General features: G+C 67.2%; 16 protein-coding genes and 1 pseudogene. 3 read left to right on the top strand and 14 right to left on the bottom strand.

Annotated features, from left to right (window positions below; genetic code table 11):
• Positions 1 to 17 precede the first annotated feature (17 nt).
• Genes OD997_RS14575 through fdxA form a run of 3 tightly spaced genes read right to left on the bottom strand, consistent with a single transcriptional unit; the run spans position 18 to position 1506 of the window.
• Entirely contained in the window at positions 18 to 647 is a 630-nt protein-coding gene (locus tag OD997_RS14575) for a superoxide dismutase (protein ID WP_434332216.1), read from the bottom strand.
• A gap of 11 nt (positions 648 to 658) precedes the next feature.
• Entirely contained in the window at positions 659 to 1183 is a 525-nt protein-coding gene (locus OD997_RS14570; protein ID WP_434332215.1) for a flavin reductase family protein, read from the bottom strand.
• Positions 1180 to 1506 carry a ferredoxin gene (gene fdxA, locus OD997_RS14565; RefSeq protein WP_434332214.1) on the bottom strand — a complete coding sequence of 109 codons (327 nt, stop codon included), beginning with the start codon at positions 1504 to 1506 and terminating at the stop codon, positions 1180 to 1182. Before fdxA ends, OD997_RS14570 begins: the two co-directional genes overlap by 4 nt.
• Before the next feature lie 76 nt (positions 1507 to 1582).
• On the opposite strand from fdxA, the gene soxR reads away from it, so the two are divergent.
• Positions 1583 to 2065: a redox-sensitive transcriptional activator SoxR gene (soxR, locus tag OD997_RS14560; RefSeq protein WP_056310216.1), complete on the top strand. Its 483-nt coding sequence runs from the start codon at positions 1583 to 1585 to the stop codon at positions 2063 to 2065.
• Positions 2066 to 2089: 24 nt separating this feature from the next.
• On the opposite strand, the gene OD997_RS14555 is transcribed toward soxR, so the two are convergent.
• The 6 genes from OD997_RS14555 to OD997_RS14530 all read right to left on the bottom strand — a co-directional run bounded on the left by OD997_RS14555 (position 2090) and on the right by OD997_RS14530 (position 9923).
• The gene (locus tag OD997_RS14555; protein ID WP_434332213.1) at positions 2090 to 4336 is read right to left on the bottom strand and encodes a glycoside hydrolase family 3 N-terminal domain-containing protein; all 2247 of its coding nucleotides are present in this window, start codon (positions 4334 to 4336) and stop codon (positions 2090 to 2092) included.
• Complete coding sequence (locus tag OD997_RS14550; protein WP_434332212.1) at positions 4336 to 5472, bottom strand: ABC transporter permease; 1137 nt, start codon at positions 5470 to 5472, stop codon at positions 4336 to 4338. The genes OD997_RS14555 and OD997_RS14550 overlap by 1 nt, the downstream gene beginning before the upstream one ends.
• A 1-nt stretch (position 5473) precedes the next feature.
• Positions 5474 to 6562, bottom strand: a complete 1089-nt coding sequence (locus tag OD997_RS14545) for an ABC transporter permease (RefSeq protein ID WP_434332211.1) — start codon at positions 6560 to 6562, stop codon at positions 5474 to 5476.
• Positions 6559 to 7365 (bottom strand): ABC transporter ATP-binding protein, encoded by an 807-nt coding sequence (locus OD997_RS14540; protein WP_311244070.1) that lies wholly within the window; start codon positions 7363 to 7365, stop codon positions 6559 to 6561. Before OD997_RS14540 ends, OD997_RS14545 begins: the two co-directional genes overlap by 4 nt.
• Complete coding sequence (locus OD997_RS14535) at positions 7362 to 8186, bottom strand: ABC transporter ATP-binding protein (RefSeq protein WP_434332210.1); 825 nt, start codon at positions 8184 to 8186, stop codon at positions 7362 to 7364. The genes OD997_RS14540 and OD997_RS14535 overlap by 4 nt, the downstream gene beginning before the upstream one ends.
• Positions 8187 to 8258: 72 nt before the next feature.
• Positions 8259 to 9923, bottom strand: coding sequence for an ABC transporter substrate-binding protein (locus OD997_RS14530; protein ID WP_434332209.1), 1665 nt, complete (start codon positions 9921 to 9923; stop codon positions 8259 to 8261).
• A 166-nt stretch (positions 9924 to 10089) separates the two neighbouring features.
• Here OD997_RS14530 and OD997_RS14525 point away from each other — a divergent pair, with 166 nt between their 5' ends.
• Positions 10090 to 10737, top strand: coding sequence for a TetR/AcrR family transcriptional regulator (locus tag OD997_RS14525; RefSeq protein WP_434332208.1), 648 nt, complete (start codon positions 10090 to 10092; stop codon positions 10735 to 10737).
• A 10-nt stretch (positions 10738 to 10747) separates the two neighbouring features.
• Entirely contained in the window at positions 10748 to 11962 is a 1215-nt protein-coding gene (locus tag OD997_RS14520) for an amidohydrolase (protein ID WP_434332207.1), read from the top strand.
• 12 nt (positions 11963 to 11974) lie between these two features.
• Here the strand turns inward: OD997_RS14520 and OD997_RS14515 are convergent, their stop codons facing one another.
• The 5 genes and pseudogenes from OD997_RS14515 to OD997_RS14495 all read right to left on the bottom strand — a co-directional run bounded on the left by OD997_RS14515 (position 11975) and on the right by OD997_RS14495 (position 15628).
• Complete coding sequence (locus OD997_RS14515; RefSeq protein WP_434332206.1) at positions 11975 to 12562, bottom strand: hypothetical protein; 588 nt, start codon at positions 12560 to 12562, stop codon at positions 11975 to 11977.
• Between the two features lie 67 nt (positions 12563 to 12629).
• Positions 12630 to 13715, bottom strand: a complete 1086-nt coding sequence (moaA, locus tag OD997_RS14510; protein ID WP_434332205.1) for a GTP 3',8-cyclase MoaA — start codon at positions 13713 to 13715, stop codon at positions 12630 to 12632.
• Between the two features lie 252 nt (positions 13716 to 13967).
• Positions 13968 to 14591: an Abi family protein gene (locus tag OD997_RS14505; RefSeq protein ID WP_434332204.1), complete on the bottom strand. Its 624-nt coding sequence runs from the start codon at positions 14589 to 14591 to the stop codon at positions 13968 to 13970.
• 19 nt (positions 14592 to 14610) lie between these two features.
• Positions 14611 to 14862: pseudogene (locus OD997_RS14500) on the bottom strand (Abi family protein); the annotation flags it as partial.
• Between the two features lie 172 nt (positions 14863 to 15034).
• On the bottom strand, positions 15035 to 15628 hold the full coding sequence (locus tag OD997_RS14495) for a hypothetical protein (RefSeq protein ID WP_434332203.1): 594 nt from the start codon (positions 15626 to 15628) through the stop codon (positions 15035 to 15037).
• Positions 15629 to 15838 lie beyond the last annotated feature (210 nt).

Below are 15838 nucleotides of genomic sequence, written 5' to 3'. Positions count from 1 at the left end.
GCAGCGGGCTACGCGACTCAGCGGGCGACGATGAGCCCTGCGGTCTTCTCCTGCGCAGTCTGGAACCGGCGCTGCACGTCTGACCAGTTGACGAGCTCCCAGAACGCCTTGACGTAGTCGGCGCGCACGTTGAGGTAGTCGAGGTAGTACGCGTGCTCCCAGACGTCGAGCTGCAGCAGCGGCGTGACGCCGAGCGGTGCATTGCCCTGCTGGTCGAACAGCTGGAAGATCACCGGGCGGGCGCCGACGCTGTCCCAGGCGAGAACAGCCCAGCCCGAGCCCTGCACGCCGAGCGCGGTCGCCGTGAAGTGCGCGCGGAAGGCGTCGATCGAACCGAACGCGTCGGTCAGCGCCGCCTCGAGCTCGCCCTCGGGGTTGCCGCCGCCGTCGGGCGACAGGTTCTCCCAGAACACCGAGTGGTTGATGTGTCCGCCGAGGTTGAACGCGAGGTCCTTCTCGAGCTTGTTCACCGCGGCGAAGTCGTTCGAGTCACGGGCTGCCGCCAGCTGCTCGAGGGCCGTGTTGGCGCCGGTCACATAGGCCTGGTGGTGCTTCGAGTGGTGCAGCTCCATGATCTTGCCCGAGATGTGCGGGGCGAGTGCCGAGTAGTCGTACGGCAGTTCGGGGAGGGTGTACAGAGAGGTCATGCGTGTTCCTTTCAGTCGTTCTGATCGGTGGGGAGTGAGTGGAATCGGCGGTCGAGGTAGACGAGCGGTCGACCCGGCCGCCCGAGCAGCACCTCGTCGATCTCGGCGACCACGACGGTCGATGACCCGACCGCGACCGTCGACATCGTGTGACCGCGCATCGCGGCGCGCGCCTCGGCGAGGTACGGCTCACCGGTCGGAAGGGTGCTCCAGCCCTGATCGGGGGTGAAACGGTCGGCGCCGCTCACCGCGAAGCTCTGCGCCAGAGCCGAGTGCTCGTCGTCGATCAGGTGCACGACGAACGACTCGGCGTTCAGGATCGAGCCCGCGCTGCCGGTCGCCCTGGTCACCGAGAACACGATCGCGGCGGGGTCGACCGCGACGGACGCGACGCTCGACGCCGTGAGTCCGACCGGACCGGCGGGGGTCATCGCGGTGATGATCGCGACTCCGGCCGGGTGCGCGCGGAACGCGGCTTTGAGCCCTTCACCGACCTCGGAGGGTACCGGCGCTGCGGGATGCTGCTGAGTGCTCATTCGGGTGCCTCCTGGGGCGGAAGGGCTGTGATGATCGGATGATCTCGGTCGATGATGCCGAGCTTGGCGGCGCCACCGGGGGATCCCATCTCGTCGAAGAACTCGACGTTGGCCTTGTAGTAGTCCTGCCACTCGTCGGGCAGGTCATCCTCGTAGTAGATCGCCTCGACGGGGCAGACGGGTTCGCACGCGCCGCAGTCGACGCATTCGTCCGGGTGGATGTACAGCGAGCGCTCGCCCTCATAGATGCAGTCAACCGGGCATTCGTCGATGCACGCACGGTCCTTGACATCGACGCAGGGCAGCGCGATCACATAGGTCATCGGTCACTTCCTGTCGCGGTCACATGTGCAACCGTAAGACCTCAAGTACGCTTGAGGTCAAATCGAGGAGGTCGGCGTGACCGCAGAGACAGATTCCGATCGGGCCGTCCATGGCCCCGACGAACCGCTGACGATCGGTGAGATGAGCAGGCGCACCGGCGTCGCGCCCTCGGCGCTGCACTTCTACGAGAGCCTCGGACTCATCGCGTCGACACGCACCGCCGGAAATCAGCGCCGTTACGCGCGTCACATGCTGCGGCGGGTCTCGCTCATCACGGTCGCGAAGCGCCTCGGCATCCCCCTCTCCGACGTGCAGCACGCGTTCGCCGACGTGCCTCTGACCCAGACCCCGAGCCATGCCGACTGGCAGCGCGCGTCGAGACGCTGGAAGCGCGAGCTCGAGAAGCGCCGCGAGGGAATCGAGCGTCTCGAGCGCGAACTCACCGGATGCATAGGCTGCGGGTGCCTGTCGATGAAGGCGTGCGGCCTGCTCAACCCCGACGACGCCCTCGGCAGTCAGGGCGCGGGGCCTCAGCGTCTGCGTGACGAGGACGCCTGAGCGCCCTCGTCACGGCGGCGCACCTCAGGCGACGGTGAACGCGGCGCTCAGCAGCGCGTCATCCCGCGAGCTCGAACCCACGAGCAGCTCGAACGCACCGGGCTCCACGAGGCGGATGCCGGCGGCATCCACGATCGAGCAGTCGGCGACGGGAAGCTCGAGGCGCACGCGCACGGACTCCCCCGGCGCGACGTCGACCTGGCGGTAGGTCTTGAGCTCTTTGCCTGCCCAGCTGACACTCGTGATGGAGTCGCGCACGTAGACCTGCACGGTCTCGCGCGCGGGTCGAGAGCCCGTGTTCGTGACCGTCACCTCGGCGACGATCGTGTCGTCGTGACCGAGCCGATCGGACGCGAGCGCCAGGTCGCCGTACGCGACCGTCGAGTACGACAGCCCCTCGCCGAACGCCCAGGCCGGAGACTGGGTGAGGTCGGCGTAGCGGTCGCCGTGCTGGCCGCGGATCTGGTTGTAGTACGTCGGCTGCTGGCCGACGTGGCGGGCGAACGAGATCGGCAGGCGCCCTGACGGCTCGACGGCACCCGAGATGATCTCGGCGAGCGCGCGGCCACCCTGCATGCCCGGGTTCGCCGCCCAGATGACGGCGGCGGCCCGCGAGGCGGATGCCGGCAGCACGAGCGGCTTGGAGGCGAGCAGCACGATCACCACAGGCTTTCCCGTCGCGATCAGCGCGTCGAGCAGGGCGTTCTGTCCGCCGATCAGCTCGAGCGTCGCGGTGGAGCGCCCTTCGCCGACGAGCTCGATGCGGTCGCCGACCACGGCGACGACGACGTCGGATGCCGCAGCAGCCGCCACCGCTTCGGCGATGAGCGCGTCGTCAGCCGGCGCCGGCACGACGACCGAGGGCCGAGGCTGCCCGTCGGGGAACTTCGCGCCGCGGGGGTCGTCCTCGAGCGTGAGAATCTCGGCGCCGCGGGCATGCGTGACCGACCAGCCGTCGACGCCCGCGAGGCCGTCGAGCACGGTCGTGATCATCTCGCGCGGCTGTCCGTCGAGCCAGCCGGCCTGACCGGAGCCACCCGCCCAGTCGCCGAGCTGCGTCTGGGCATCGTCGGCGAGCGGACCCACCACGGCGACCTTCAGGGATGCCACGGCATCGAGCGGCAGCACACCGTCGTTCTCGAGCAGCACGATCGAGCGGCGAGCCGTCTCGAGGTTGAGCTCCGCGTGTGCGTCGCTGCCGACCACGGCATCCAGCTCGTCCTGCGGCAGCCGCGGGTTCTCGAACAGCCCGAGCTCGAACTTCAGGGTCAGGATGCGCGCGACCGCGTCGTCGAAGGCATCCTCGGCGAGGAGTCCGTTCGACACCGCCTCGAGCGCACCCGCGAAGAAGCCGGGGGTGTTCATGACCATGTCGTTGCCGGCAGTCACCGCGGCGGCCGAGGCGTGCGCATAGTCGGGCTGCACGTGCTGCTCCCACACCATGCGACCGACGTTGTCCCAGTCGGTGATGAGCGTGCCGGTGTAGCCCCACTCGCCGCGCAGCACGTCGCTGAGCAGCCAGTCGTTGACCGTGATCGGCACCCCGTCGGTGGTCTGGTAGCCGAGCATGAACGTGCGGCATCCCTCGCGGGCGACGCGCTCGAACGGCGGCAGGAACCACGACCGCAGCTTGCGCCGCGAGATGTCGGCCTCGCTCGCGTCGCGCCCGCCCTGCGTCTCGGAGTACCCCGCGAAGTGCTTCGCCGTGGCGAGGATCGCGGTCGGGTCGTCGAGTCCCTCGCCCTGGTACCCCCGCACCATCGCCGAGGCGAGCTCGCCGATCAGGAACGGGTCTTCACCGAACGTCTCGTCGATACGGCCCCAGCGCAGGTCGCGCGCGATGCACAGCACCGGCGAGAAGGTCCAGTGGATGCCGGTCGCCGCGACCTCGACCGCGGTGGCCCTCGCCACCTTCTCGACGAGCTCGGCATCCCAGGTCGCCGCCATGCCGAGCTGGGTCGGGTAGATCGTCGCACCGGGCCAGAACGAGTGGCCGTGGATGCAGTCCTCCGCGACGAGCAGCGGGATGCGCAGCCGAGTCTGCGAGGTCAGCTCGTTCGCCCGGATGATGCGCTCGGGTGAGGTGTGCAGGATCGAGCCGACGTGCTTTCCGAGCACGTGGTCGTCGAGGTCGTCGCGGGCGTCGAGCTGCAGCATCTGCCCGATCTTCTCCTCGACCGTCATGCGATCGAGGAGGTCGGCGACGCGTGCCGCGATCGGCAGTTCGGGGTCGAGGTACGGCAGGGATTCGGTCAGGGTCTGAGAGGTCATCACTCGGCGTTCTGTGTCTTCGTATCGGTCTTCGTATCGGTCTTCGTCTGGGTCGTCGTCGCTGTCGCCGCGCTCTGCACGGTACCCGAGTCGGTCGTGGGCACGCTGCGCACCGCCGTCACCGGGTCGTTCACATTGAGCCCCTTCTTCTTCATCGCGCGGGCGCGCTCACCCGCCGACCGCAGCCTCGGGTTGACGTACTCGTCGATGCCGAAGTTGATGAGCGACAGGGCCACCCCGATGATCGCGATGCAGAGACCTGCGGGCACGTACCACCACCACAGACGTGGGAACGCGCCGTTCTGCTGCGCCCAGAACAGGATGGTGCCCCAGTTGAGGTTGCTCACCGGGATCACGCCGATGAAGGCGAGGGTGGTGAGACCGAGGATGGCCGCGGTGACGGTGCCGACGAAGCTCGACGCGATCAGCGCCATGAGGTTCGGCAGCATCTCGACCGTGATGATGCGGTGCAGCGGTTCGCCGTTGGCCCGGGCGGCCTGGATGAAGTCGCGGTTGCGCAGCGACATGGTCTGCGCCCGCAGCACACGCGCACCCCAGGCCCAGCCCGTGAGCCCCAGCACCGCGGCGATCACGATCAGCGGAGGGTTCTCGAACTGCGAGGCCACGATGATGATCAGCGGGATGCCGGGGATCACGAGGAACACGTTCGTGAGCGCCGACAGCGACTCGCTCTTCCATCCGCGGACGTACCCGGCGATGACGCCGATCGTGATCGCGATGACGGTCGCGATGATCGCCGAGAGGAAGCCGACGACGACCACGCCGCGGGTGCCGAAGATCAGCTGGCTCAGCACGTCCTCACCCATGTGCGTAGTTCCGAGCCAGTGGTCGAGGGACGGCGGCTGGCGGAGCGCCGTGCGATCCTTCTGGGTGGCCCCGTAGGGCGCGAGCAGCGGCGCGAAGATCGCGATCAGCACGAACACCCCGAGGATCATCAGGCCGGCGATCGACTTCGGGTTGCGGAACATCGCGAACGCCTGCACCAGCTGCGACCAGAACGTCTTGCGGGTCGGCTGGTCACCCTCAGCGGTGCGGAACGTCGCGGTCTCCGGCATCCCGGTGGGGATCGCGCTGCCGTCGGGTGCCGTGGTGTCGGTCGATGTGGGAACGCTCATGTCAGGCCTCCGTCTGGCGCGTGCGCGGGTCGAGGTATGCGTAGACGATGTCCGCCAGGATGTTGGCGACCAGCACCGACAGCGTGATCACCAGGAACACCCCCTGCATCAGGGCGAAGTCCTTCGCGTTGGTGGCGTCGAGCAGCAGCTTGCCGACGCCCGGGTAGCTGAAGACCATCTCCATGACGATCGTGCCGCCGACGATGAAGCCGATCGAGAGCGCGAAGCTCTGGATCTGCGGCAGCACCGCATTGCGCGCGGCATACGCCCACAGCACCCGCCTGTTCGGCATGCCCTTGGCCTGCGCGACGGTGATGTAGTCCTCGTCGAGGACCGTGAGCATCATGTTGCGCATGCCCAGCATCCAGCCGCCGAGCGAGGCGATGATGATCGTGACCGCCGGCAGGGTGCCGTGCACGATCACCTGACCGATGAAGTCGAGGCTCCACTCGGGCGACTGGCCCTTGTCGTAGGCGTGCGACGAGGGGAACCACTTGAGCGTCGACGAGAAGATCGCGATCGCGATGAGTCCGAGCCAGAAGTACGGGATGGTGTTGAAGAACGTCGTGATCGGGATGAGCGCGTCGAGCCTGCTGCCGCGCTTCCAGCCGACGATCGCGCCGCCCACCGTGCCGAGCGCGAACGAGATGATCGTCGCGAGGCCGACGAGGCCGAGCGTCCACGGGAGGGCGGATGCCAGCACCTCCGACACCGGCCGCAGACCGTGCAGCGTCGAGATGCCGAGATCGCCGCGGAAGAGCATCGCCCAGTAGTCGATGTACTGCTGCCACATCGACTTGTCGGTGTCGATGCCGAGCAGGATGCGCAGCGAGTCGGCAGCCTCCGGGCTGATGTTGCGGTTGCGGGCGAGATACGAGCTGACGGCATCGCCCTTCATGAACCGCGGCAGGAAGAAGTTGATCGTGATGGCGGCCCACAGGGTGAACAGGTAGAAGCCCGCCCGTCCGGCGAAGAATCGCCACGGCACGAGCGTGCGTCCCTTCTGCGCGGTGGTCGCGGTGGTGCCGACTTCGAGCGCGTCGCGGCTCTCCTGGTCGATCTGACCCAGATCGGGGGATGCGGTGGTCACTGTGCACCTCCGTGCGAGCCGGCCGTCGCGAAGTGCTTGTCTGGGTCGGGAGAAGCCGCCCGCAGTTCGCGCGTGTAGGGGTCCTGCGGGTTGAGGATGACGTCGTCGGCATCGCCGTACTCGACGACCCGACCCTGGTTGAGCACCATGATCTTGTCGCTGAAATGGCGGGCGGTGGCGAGGTCGTGGGTGATGTACAGAACGCCGAGACCCTCTTCGCGCTGCAGGTCGGCGAGCAGGTTCAGCACCCCGAGGCGGATCGACACGTCGAGCATCGACACCGGCTCGTCGGCGACGAGCAGCGAAGGGCGCGATGCGAGCGCGCGGGCGATGGCGACGCGCTGACGCTGACCGCCAGACAGCTCGTGCGGGCGGCGGTCGATCACGGCATCCGCGTCGAGCCGCACGCGCTCGAGCAGGCGGCGCACCTCGGCCTCGGTCTCCTTCTTCGGCACGACGTCGTCGAGGCGGATCGGGCGCTCGATGTGGTACCTGATCGAGTGGTACGGGTTGAGCGAGGCGAACGGATCCTGGAACACCATCCGCAGCTGCTGGCGGTACTTCCGCAGCCCCTTGCCGCGCCGAGGGATGGGCTTGCCATCGAGGCGCACCTCTCCGGTCGTCGGCGTCTCGAGCTGGGTGAGGATCTTCGCGATGGTCGACTTGCCGCTGCCGGACTGTCCGACCAGGCCGATGGTCTGCCCCGAGGTCAGGGTGAAGCTGACGTCGTCGAGCGCCTTGAGCTGACCGGCTCCGCGGACGTTGTAGGTCTTGGTGACGTGGGAGAACTCGAGAGTGGTCATCGGGTCAGCACTCCTCGCGCACCGGTGAGACGGGGGAACGACGACAGCAGCGTCTTCGTGTAGTCGTTCTGCGGATCCGTCCAGATCTGCTCGGCGGACGCGAGCTCGACGATCTCTCCCTCGCGCATGATCGCGATGCGGTCGCTGATCTCGAGCAGCAGAGGGAGGTCGTGGGTGATGAAGATCACCGAGAAGCCGAATTCGTGACGCAGCTGCGAGATCTGCTTGAGGATCTCTCGCTGCACCAGCACGTCGAGTGCGGTCGTCGGCTCGTCCATGACCATGAGCTGCGGGCGAAGGGCCAGGGCCATCGCGATCATGACGCGCTGGCGCATGCCGCCGGACAGCTCGTGCGGGAACGAACGGGTGCGCTGACGGCCGACCTTGACGATCTCGAGCAGCTCCTCGGCCTCGGCCCGGCGCTGCCGGCGCGTCATGTCGGGCCGGTGGATCTCGAAGACGTCCTCGAGCTGCGACCCGATCGTGGCGACGGGGTTGAGCGCGTTCATCGCCCCCTGGAACACCATCGACACCTTGTCCCAGCGGAACTTCTGCATCGCGTCGACGTCGAGGGCGTTGATGTCGACGTCGACGCCGGACGCATCGTGGAACGTCACGCTGCCGCCGGCGATGACAGCGGGTGCCCGAAGCAGGCGCTGCACTCCGTAGGCGAGGGTGGTCTTGCCGCATCCGCTCTCTCCCGCGAGGCCGAGGATCTCGCCGCGCTGCAGTTCGAGGGTCACGTTCTTCACCGCCTCGACAGGTGGATCGACGTCGTACACGACCGAGAAGTCGCGCACGCTGAGCAGGGATTCTGACATGAGGGGTCCTTCGTCGGTCGGGAGGTCGGTGGGAGGGGCGGATGCGGTCGCATCCGCCCCTCCGCGGACTGCTTACTCGGCCGGCTTCAGCTTCGTGAGGATCATCACGATGTTCTGCTGCGTCGGGTCACCCGAGGCGTAGGGGTCGTCCTCGGACGGCCATCCCACGTAGTTGCGGGTGTTGTACTCGCCGAGCAGCGGGTGCGCTCCGAGCGGGATCGCCGGGACCTGATCGACGAAGATCTGCTCGAGAGTGGTGATCGCCGCGGTGCGCTCCTCGTCGGACGAGGCGTTCGCGTAGGTGTTCAGCGCCTCGGTGGCCGCCGGGTCCTCGAAACGTCCGAAGTTGAATCCTGCGATGCCCTCGGGCGAGATCCAGCGCGGGTCCATGGTCGAGGTGTAGAGGCCGTAGGCCGTGCCGCTGTCCTCGAGCCAGTGGATGATCGCCGAGAAGGTGCCCTCGTCGCGGGGACCGGCCCAGCCGCCCCAGTCGGGCATGTCGATCTTGACCTCGGCGCCGATCGCCTCGGTGATGTCCTCGGCGATGAGCTCCTGCGCGGTGTTCCAGTCGCTCCATCCCGAGGGGACCGAGAGGGTGAACGAGACGGGCGTGCCTTCGGGGTCGACCAGTGCGTCGTCCTTCCAGGTGTAACCGGCATCCTCGAGGATCCCGCGCGCCTTCTCGGCATCGACCGAGTAGTCCTGGCCTTCGAACTCGGGCTGGATCTCGTCTTCGAGGATCGAGGACAGACCGGTGACGGACCAGACCGGCTCGCTGGCACCCTCGCGGGCGATGTCGACGTAGGCGTCGCGGTCGATCACCCAGGCGAGCGCCTTGCGGAACGCGACGTCGTCGAACGGCTTCTGCTGCAGGTTCATGAACAGCGTCGCGGAGCCGGTGGTCGGAGCCACGTAGAACTTGTTGTGCTCGGGGTCCGCGTCGAGGAACTGCTCCTGGATCTGCGGGATGAACGCCTGCGCCCAGTCGGCCTCGCCCTGCGCGAGCGCGGTGGTGAGTGCCGTGTTGTCGCCGTACGAGACGTAGTGCAGCTCGGGCACGGCGAGGTCGCCGCCCCAGTAGTCGTCGCGGGCCTCGAGCGTGACCGACTCGGTCGACCAGTTCGACAGCGCGTAGGGACCGGTGCCGACCAGGTCGTCGCCCTTGACCGGGTCGGTCGCGGGCTCGTCGAACTTCTCCCAGATGTGCTTCGGCACGATGGGCACGTGCAGCACGCGGGCCTGGTTGACGTACTTCGACTCCCCGAAGGTGAGCGTGACGGCGTCGCCCTCGACGGTCGCGCCCTCGAACTTGAGGCCGGCGGTGTCGAGCGCCGGCGTCGAGACGAGCTCGTAGGTGAAGACGATGTCGTCGGCGGTGAACGGCTCGCCGTCGCTCCAGGTGACGTCCTTGCGAGGCACGACCGTGACCGCGGTGTAGTCGTCGTTCCACTCGATGCTCTCGGCGAGCCAGGGCGTGACCTCGCGGTCACCGGTCTGGTTCACGAGGCCCAGCGTCTCGAAGATGACCTTGCCGTAGCCGTACTTCGAGGCCGACGAGTCGCCGACGTACGGGTTGTTCGACTCGGTGGTGATCGCGCCGTCTGGCTTGGCGATCGTCAGGGCGGCACCGTCTCCGGAGCCGCTGTCGTTCGATCCGCCGGCGGCGCAGCCGGCGAGGGCCGAGATGCTGAGGGCGGAGATCGCCGCGACAGCGATCAGGGACTTTCTGAGCTTCATTGCTTCTCCTTGGGCACGGGTCGTTGTGCTGTGGTGCTGTCGGTGCTCGGGCATCCGACCTGTTTTGCTTACTGGCGAGAAAGTAAGCTGGTGCGAGGTTACTCGTTGGTAAGTAGAGTTGGCAAGTACGATCCAGATCAGGTATCGGTGCAGGAGAGGAGGGACCATGGCGAAGGATGTCGTCGCACCTGCGAACGTCCGCCCCGCGACGCGTGAGAAGCGGGAGCAGATCCTCAAGGCCGCCGTCGAGATCTTCGGCAACAAGGGCTCGACCAACGGCACCCTCGCCGATGTCGCCGAGCAGGTCGGCATCACGCACGCGGGAGTCCTGCACCACTTCGGCTCGAAGCAGAAGCTGCTCCTCGAGGTTCTCGCGTACCGCGACCAGGCCGACGTGGCCGAGCTCGCCGAGAAGCACATCCCCGGTGGCCCCGAGCTCTTCCTGCACCTGGTGCGCACGGCCATCGCGAACGAGCGACGCCCCGGCATCGTGCAGGCGTACACGGTCCTGTCCTCCGAATCCGTGACCGACAACCACCCCGGTCGCGAGTACTTCGAGGAGCGCTACACGACGCTGCGTCGCGAGGTGACCGAGGCGTTCCATCTGCTGTGCGCGCAGGAGGGCGTGACCGAGCCCGCGACGGTCGCGACCGCCGCGGCCGGAATCCTCGCCGTCATGGACGGCCTGCAGCTGCAGTGGCTGCTGCACCGCGACGTCTTCGACCTCGGCGAGGCGAGCGAGTTCGCGATCCGCGCCATCGTCAACGGCGTGCTGCACCCCGGACCCACCTTGGAGTCCTACCGCCACGACTAGGCTCGGGGCCATGACGATCGATCTCGAAGCGCTCTACATCGACCTGCACCAGCATCCTGAGCTCTCGTTCCAGGAGACGCGCACCGCCGGCATCGCCGCCGGTCACCTGCGGGATCTCGGGCTCGAGGTGCACGAGGGCATCGGCGTCACGGGAGTCGTCGGAGTTCTGAAGAACGGCGACGGCCCGGTCGTGTGGGTGCGCGCCGACATGGACGCGCTGCCCGTCGGCGAGGAGACGGGACTCGCCTACGCGAGCACCGCGACCGGCATCGACCCCGCAGGCAACACGGTTCCCGTCATGCACGCCTGCGGACACGACATGCACGTCACCGCGATGATCGGCGCCGTCGAGAAGCTCGTCGCCGAGAAGGCGGACTGGTCGGGCACCGTGGTCGTGCTGATCCAGCCCGCCGAGGAGTACGGCGCCGGTTCCCGCGCGATGCTCGACGACGGCCTGCGCGACCTCGTGCCCCACCCCGACATCGTGCTCGGACAGCACGTCACCCCTCTTCCTGCCGGCACGATCGGCGTGCGCCCCGGCACGCAGATGGCGGCATCCGACGGCCTGACCGTCACCCTTCACGGCCGCGGCGGACACGGCTCGCGTCCGCACTCGACGATCGACCCCGTGGTCATGGCCGCGGCGACCGTCATGCGCCTGCAGACGATCACCTCACGCGAGGTCGACCCCCGTGACGTCGCCGTCGTCACGGTCGGCTCGATCCACGCCGGTCTGAAGAACAACATCATCCCCGCCGAGGCGAAGCTCGAGCTCAGCCTGCGCTACCCGAACGACGAGATGCGCGACAAGGTGCTCGCGAGCGTCGAGCGCATCGTGCGCGCCGAGGCCGCGGCATCGGGAGCAGAGCGCGAGCCCGAGATCCGCACCGACCACACCCTGCCGCCCACGATCAACGACGCGGATGCCACGGCACGCGTCACGTCGGCGCTGCAGCGCGCATTGGGCGAGGCGTCGGTGATCGACCCCGGCATGTTCACCGGCAGTGAAGACGTCTCGTGGTTCGCGCGCGACACCGGAGTGCCGCTCGTGTTCTGGTTCTGGGGCGGGGTCGATGCGGCGACCTTCGCGGCATCAGCTGCCGCGGGGACGCTCGACAAGGACATCCCCACGAACCACTCGCCGTTCTTCGCGCCGGTGATCCACCCGACCATCGAGGTCGGCATCACCGCACTGTCGTCGGCCGCGCGCGAGTTCCTCGGCTGACCTCACGGCTCATCAACTCGGCGGCCCCGGAACGCACCCCTGCGGTTCGGAGTTGCCGCTGATGGTGAAGTCTCCGCAGGTCAGGAAGTGCTCCTGGTTCGCGCCGAGCGCGAACGACGCGACGCCGACCACGATGACCGCGATCACGACGAGGAACCGCCGACCCCTGCTGATGTCTTCGCCGAACTCGGGCCACATGACGCGCGCGAGCACCCAGATCGTGGCGGGCACGCTCAACAGCGCCACGAAGACGGCCAGAAGGTCGATCACGACCGACAGCACGTCGTCGGCATCGAGGGGCGCGAACGACAGCACCAGCCAGAGCGATGGCACCAGCAGGGCGAGCGCCTTGAGCACCCGCGGCCGCCCCCGGGGTTGGAAGAGCACGACGATCAGCGCGCCGACCGACGCCGCCCAGACGGTGAGCATCTGATCGAAGAAGAACGTCCCCCATGCGCCCAGAGTGAACGCCGGCCACCAGACCGCGATGCTCATGGCGATGATGACGACACCCGTCGCGCGGGCGGATGCGTGCGACCTGACGCCGACCGGCACGGGATCCGGGCGGCCGGCGAGAGAGTCGGGTGACGGGCTGCTCACGCGCTCACGGTAACAGCCGACCCGACGTCATGACAGCGTGCCGGCGAGAATGACGCGCAGTGAGCGCTCAGCCGCCGATGGCGTTCATGCCACGGGCGGGCTGCAGGAACGACGGGTCGTTGATCGCGTGCCCCGGCAGCTTGCCGTGCACGCACGAGCGCAGCATGGCTCCGATCGCCCCTGCCCGCTGGGCGGGATCGGACGCAGCGGGTCCGCGGAGCGAGTCGATCAGGTCGTACTCGGCGTTGGAGAACAGGCAGTTGCGCAGCTGCCCATCGGCGGTGAGGCGCAGGCGGTCGCACGCGCCGCAGAACGGAGCGGTGACCGAGGCGATGACGCCGACCTCGTGAGGTCCGCCGTCGATGCGCCACTTCTCGGCGGGTGCACCGCCGCGACCGGGAACAGGCTCGAGGCTCCATCTCGCGCTGAGCTTCTTGAGGATCTCCTCGCGCGTGACCATCGAGGCGCGATCCCAGGTGTGCCCGGCGTCGAGCGGCATCTGCTCGATGAAGCGCAGCTGCGCGCCGACCTCCATCGCGAACGCGACCAGGTCAGGCAACTCGTCGTCGTTCACGCCGCGCATCGCGACCGTGTTGAGCTTGAGCGGGCGGAGCTCGGATGCCGCCGCTGCCGCGATGCCCTCGAACACGTCGTCGATGCGATCACGACGCGTGAGGTCGGCGAAGCGCTGACGGTCGACCGTGTCGATGCTGATGTTCAGACGCGTGAGTCCGGCCTCGATCAGGTCGGGCAAGTGTTTCGCGAGCGTGATGCCATTGGTCGTCATCGCGACCTCGACGGGGCCTTCGTCACCCTCGATCGCCGAGACACGTCGCACCACGTCGACGATGTCGGCACGCAGCAGCGGCTCACCCCCGGTGAGCCGGAAGGTGCGGATGCCGAGCGATGCGGCGACCTGGGCGACCTCGACGATCTCGTCGGTCGACAGGATGCTCGTGCGCGCAAGCCATTCGTTGCCCTGCTCGGGCATGCAGTAGGTGCAGCGCAGCGAGCAGCGGTCGGTCAGCGAGATGCGCAGGTCGCGGTGCACGCGACCGTGGGTATCGATGAGTCCCTGCGAGGCGGGCGCGGCGGCATCGATGACCGCGGCGCTCGGCGCCCGCATCCCGATCACGACCGGCACCGCCGTCATCGCTCCATCCCTCTCCCCAACATGTTCCGAGACTACCCGCGCCTCCGACGCCACGGCCCGCGTGGGCACGACGACCGGCATATTGCCAGGTCTTCCGGGCAGCCGGGCGGTACTGACTTCTCTGGACGCCCGCGCCACCGGCGTCTCACATGGGCATCCACTACCGTGATCTCTTGCGAACACCCCTTCTGAGACGCGACCACGCCGTGATGAGCTCGTGAGACGAACCGAGGGAAGCGTCCCATGAGCCGATCATCTGGCGGCACTCCAAACACTTCGAGCCCGCCAATCCTCCGGGAATCCCATCTCCTTCGAGGAGCGCTCCTGGAGCAGGCTAAATATGCTGTCCATCTCTCGGACCACTTTCGCTGACCACGTGGATCCTGGCGATGTGGTTTCGAGGATGATGGCCACAATTGAGAGGGCGCCGAAGACGTCTTCGCTCTGACCCTCTCGGAGACATTCAAGCCCAGGCACCGTCCTCATTGCACTGGTGGCCGCCGGAGCTAGTCTGCGATTCCACAGGCGTCCATGATGGGCGGTGATGTTGCGCATGAGTGACAGTTGCTCAAGCCAACGAGCAAGCGGATGGTTCTTGAGGGCCTTCTTCCGCTGCGAGGGACGCAGCTGGCTGAGGTCGAACCGAATTCCGAGCCCCTCAGCGACCTGGAACTGATCCGCAGCGCGCATTCCTTCGAACAGGATCGAGACATCCGCGAAGTCGAGAACATCGACGAGAACCCAGATGGGGATGTCGCCGCCGTATCGATCCGCGTGATGCCTGATGAACGCGGAGCTGCGGGCATTTCGCGCTACTCGGCCTTTGGCCCCACGTGGCATGGTCGAAATCCGGGCGGAACAGCCGCGGATCCTCATGAGCGAGGGGATCCTTGGCTCCCAGCACGTAGCTGACCTGGATGCGCAGGGCTACCTCGATGCGTTCGATTCCGTCGTGGACGAGAGTGCGGAGCTTTCGATCGAACTCGTACAGCGCGGTAATCGCCGAGAACTTGGTGTCGCCAGCGAAATCGTCTGAGCGGACAATCCGCCCGTCCTCCGTCGTTAGGGTCCGATAGATGTACCAGTACCCGCTCAGACGGTAGTAGTTGACAGCAGCGAGCCATCGTTCGGGCACACCGACGATCATGCCAGGCCCAAAGAAATCCAGCCCACACCGGAAGGATCCGGGCGGGCTGAACGATTGACTTCAATGTAGCAAGCCCCCACTGACACTCGGCCACGTGCGCGAACTTCGGTCGCCATGCTCGCCCCACGAGCTGGAGATTCAGTTACTGAAGACTCGTTGAAGCTCTCCACTCTCATGGGTGGATCCACGCCCGCACCTCGAGCGCGCTTGCAGGCGCCGTACTCAGCGCCGATGTCCAGCGTCTGACGATGCCGACGACGCGGTAGTCACCATGCGGACTCATCGCCTCTCCGGACAGGAGGAGGTTGTTGTCCCGGCCCTCAATGGCGAGGATTTCGTCCGCGCGTCGGAGCATGGCCGGGGTGTTCTGCGAGTGGACAACGACGAGGTAAGGGCCCAGAAGCGGCCCCAGCTCAGACTCGACGCGATCGACATCAGTGGCCGCGACAACGACTGCGAAATGCTCGGCGTCGTCCACCACGACGAAATGCAATGCTGCTTCTTTCTCGACCAGGTCTCCAGCGACCGACCGAGCGAGGGAGAGATCGATCCCGGCCCGGCTGCCAGCAGCAGAAGGCAAAGACAGAAGAGCCTGCGTACCCAATGACGGCGGCGGCGCAAGGACTGCGGCATCCTCAGCTACCGGAATGATGTCCCGGACCGCGACTGCTCCCTCGCGAACCCACACTCCTCGCACCTCGACGTAGCCGTGGGTCAAGCGATCGAGATCTGAAGATGCATCCAGAAGAATCCTGGCATCGTCCATAGCAAGGCGGGTCTCGGGTGACAGCGAGACCACCGGAATCAACCACGAGTCGTGTTCGTCTTGGCGGAGGAGTCCGCGGGCTGCAACCGTGTGCCCCACTGTCGCCCCTCTCGAAGTGTCTGACATCGTCACCATCTCCTTTCCTCACACCGACGCTGGCGCAAGACCCTCCCACGGTCCCACCGCTACCGTGCGGAGACGAATTCTGGT

Origin of the sequence: Microbacterium sp. CGR1 (genome assembly GCF_051062835.1) — a bacterium.
Taxonomy (GTDB): Bacteria; Actinomycetota; Actinomycetes; order Actinomycetales; family Microbacteriaceae; genus Microbacterium.
This window is presented reverse-complemented; position numbering and strand designations above follow the sequence as displayed.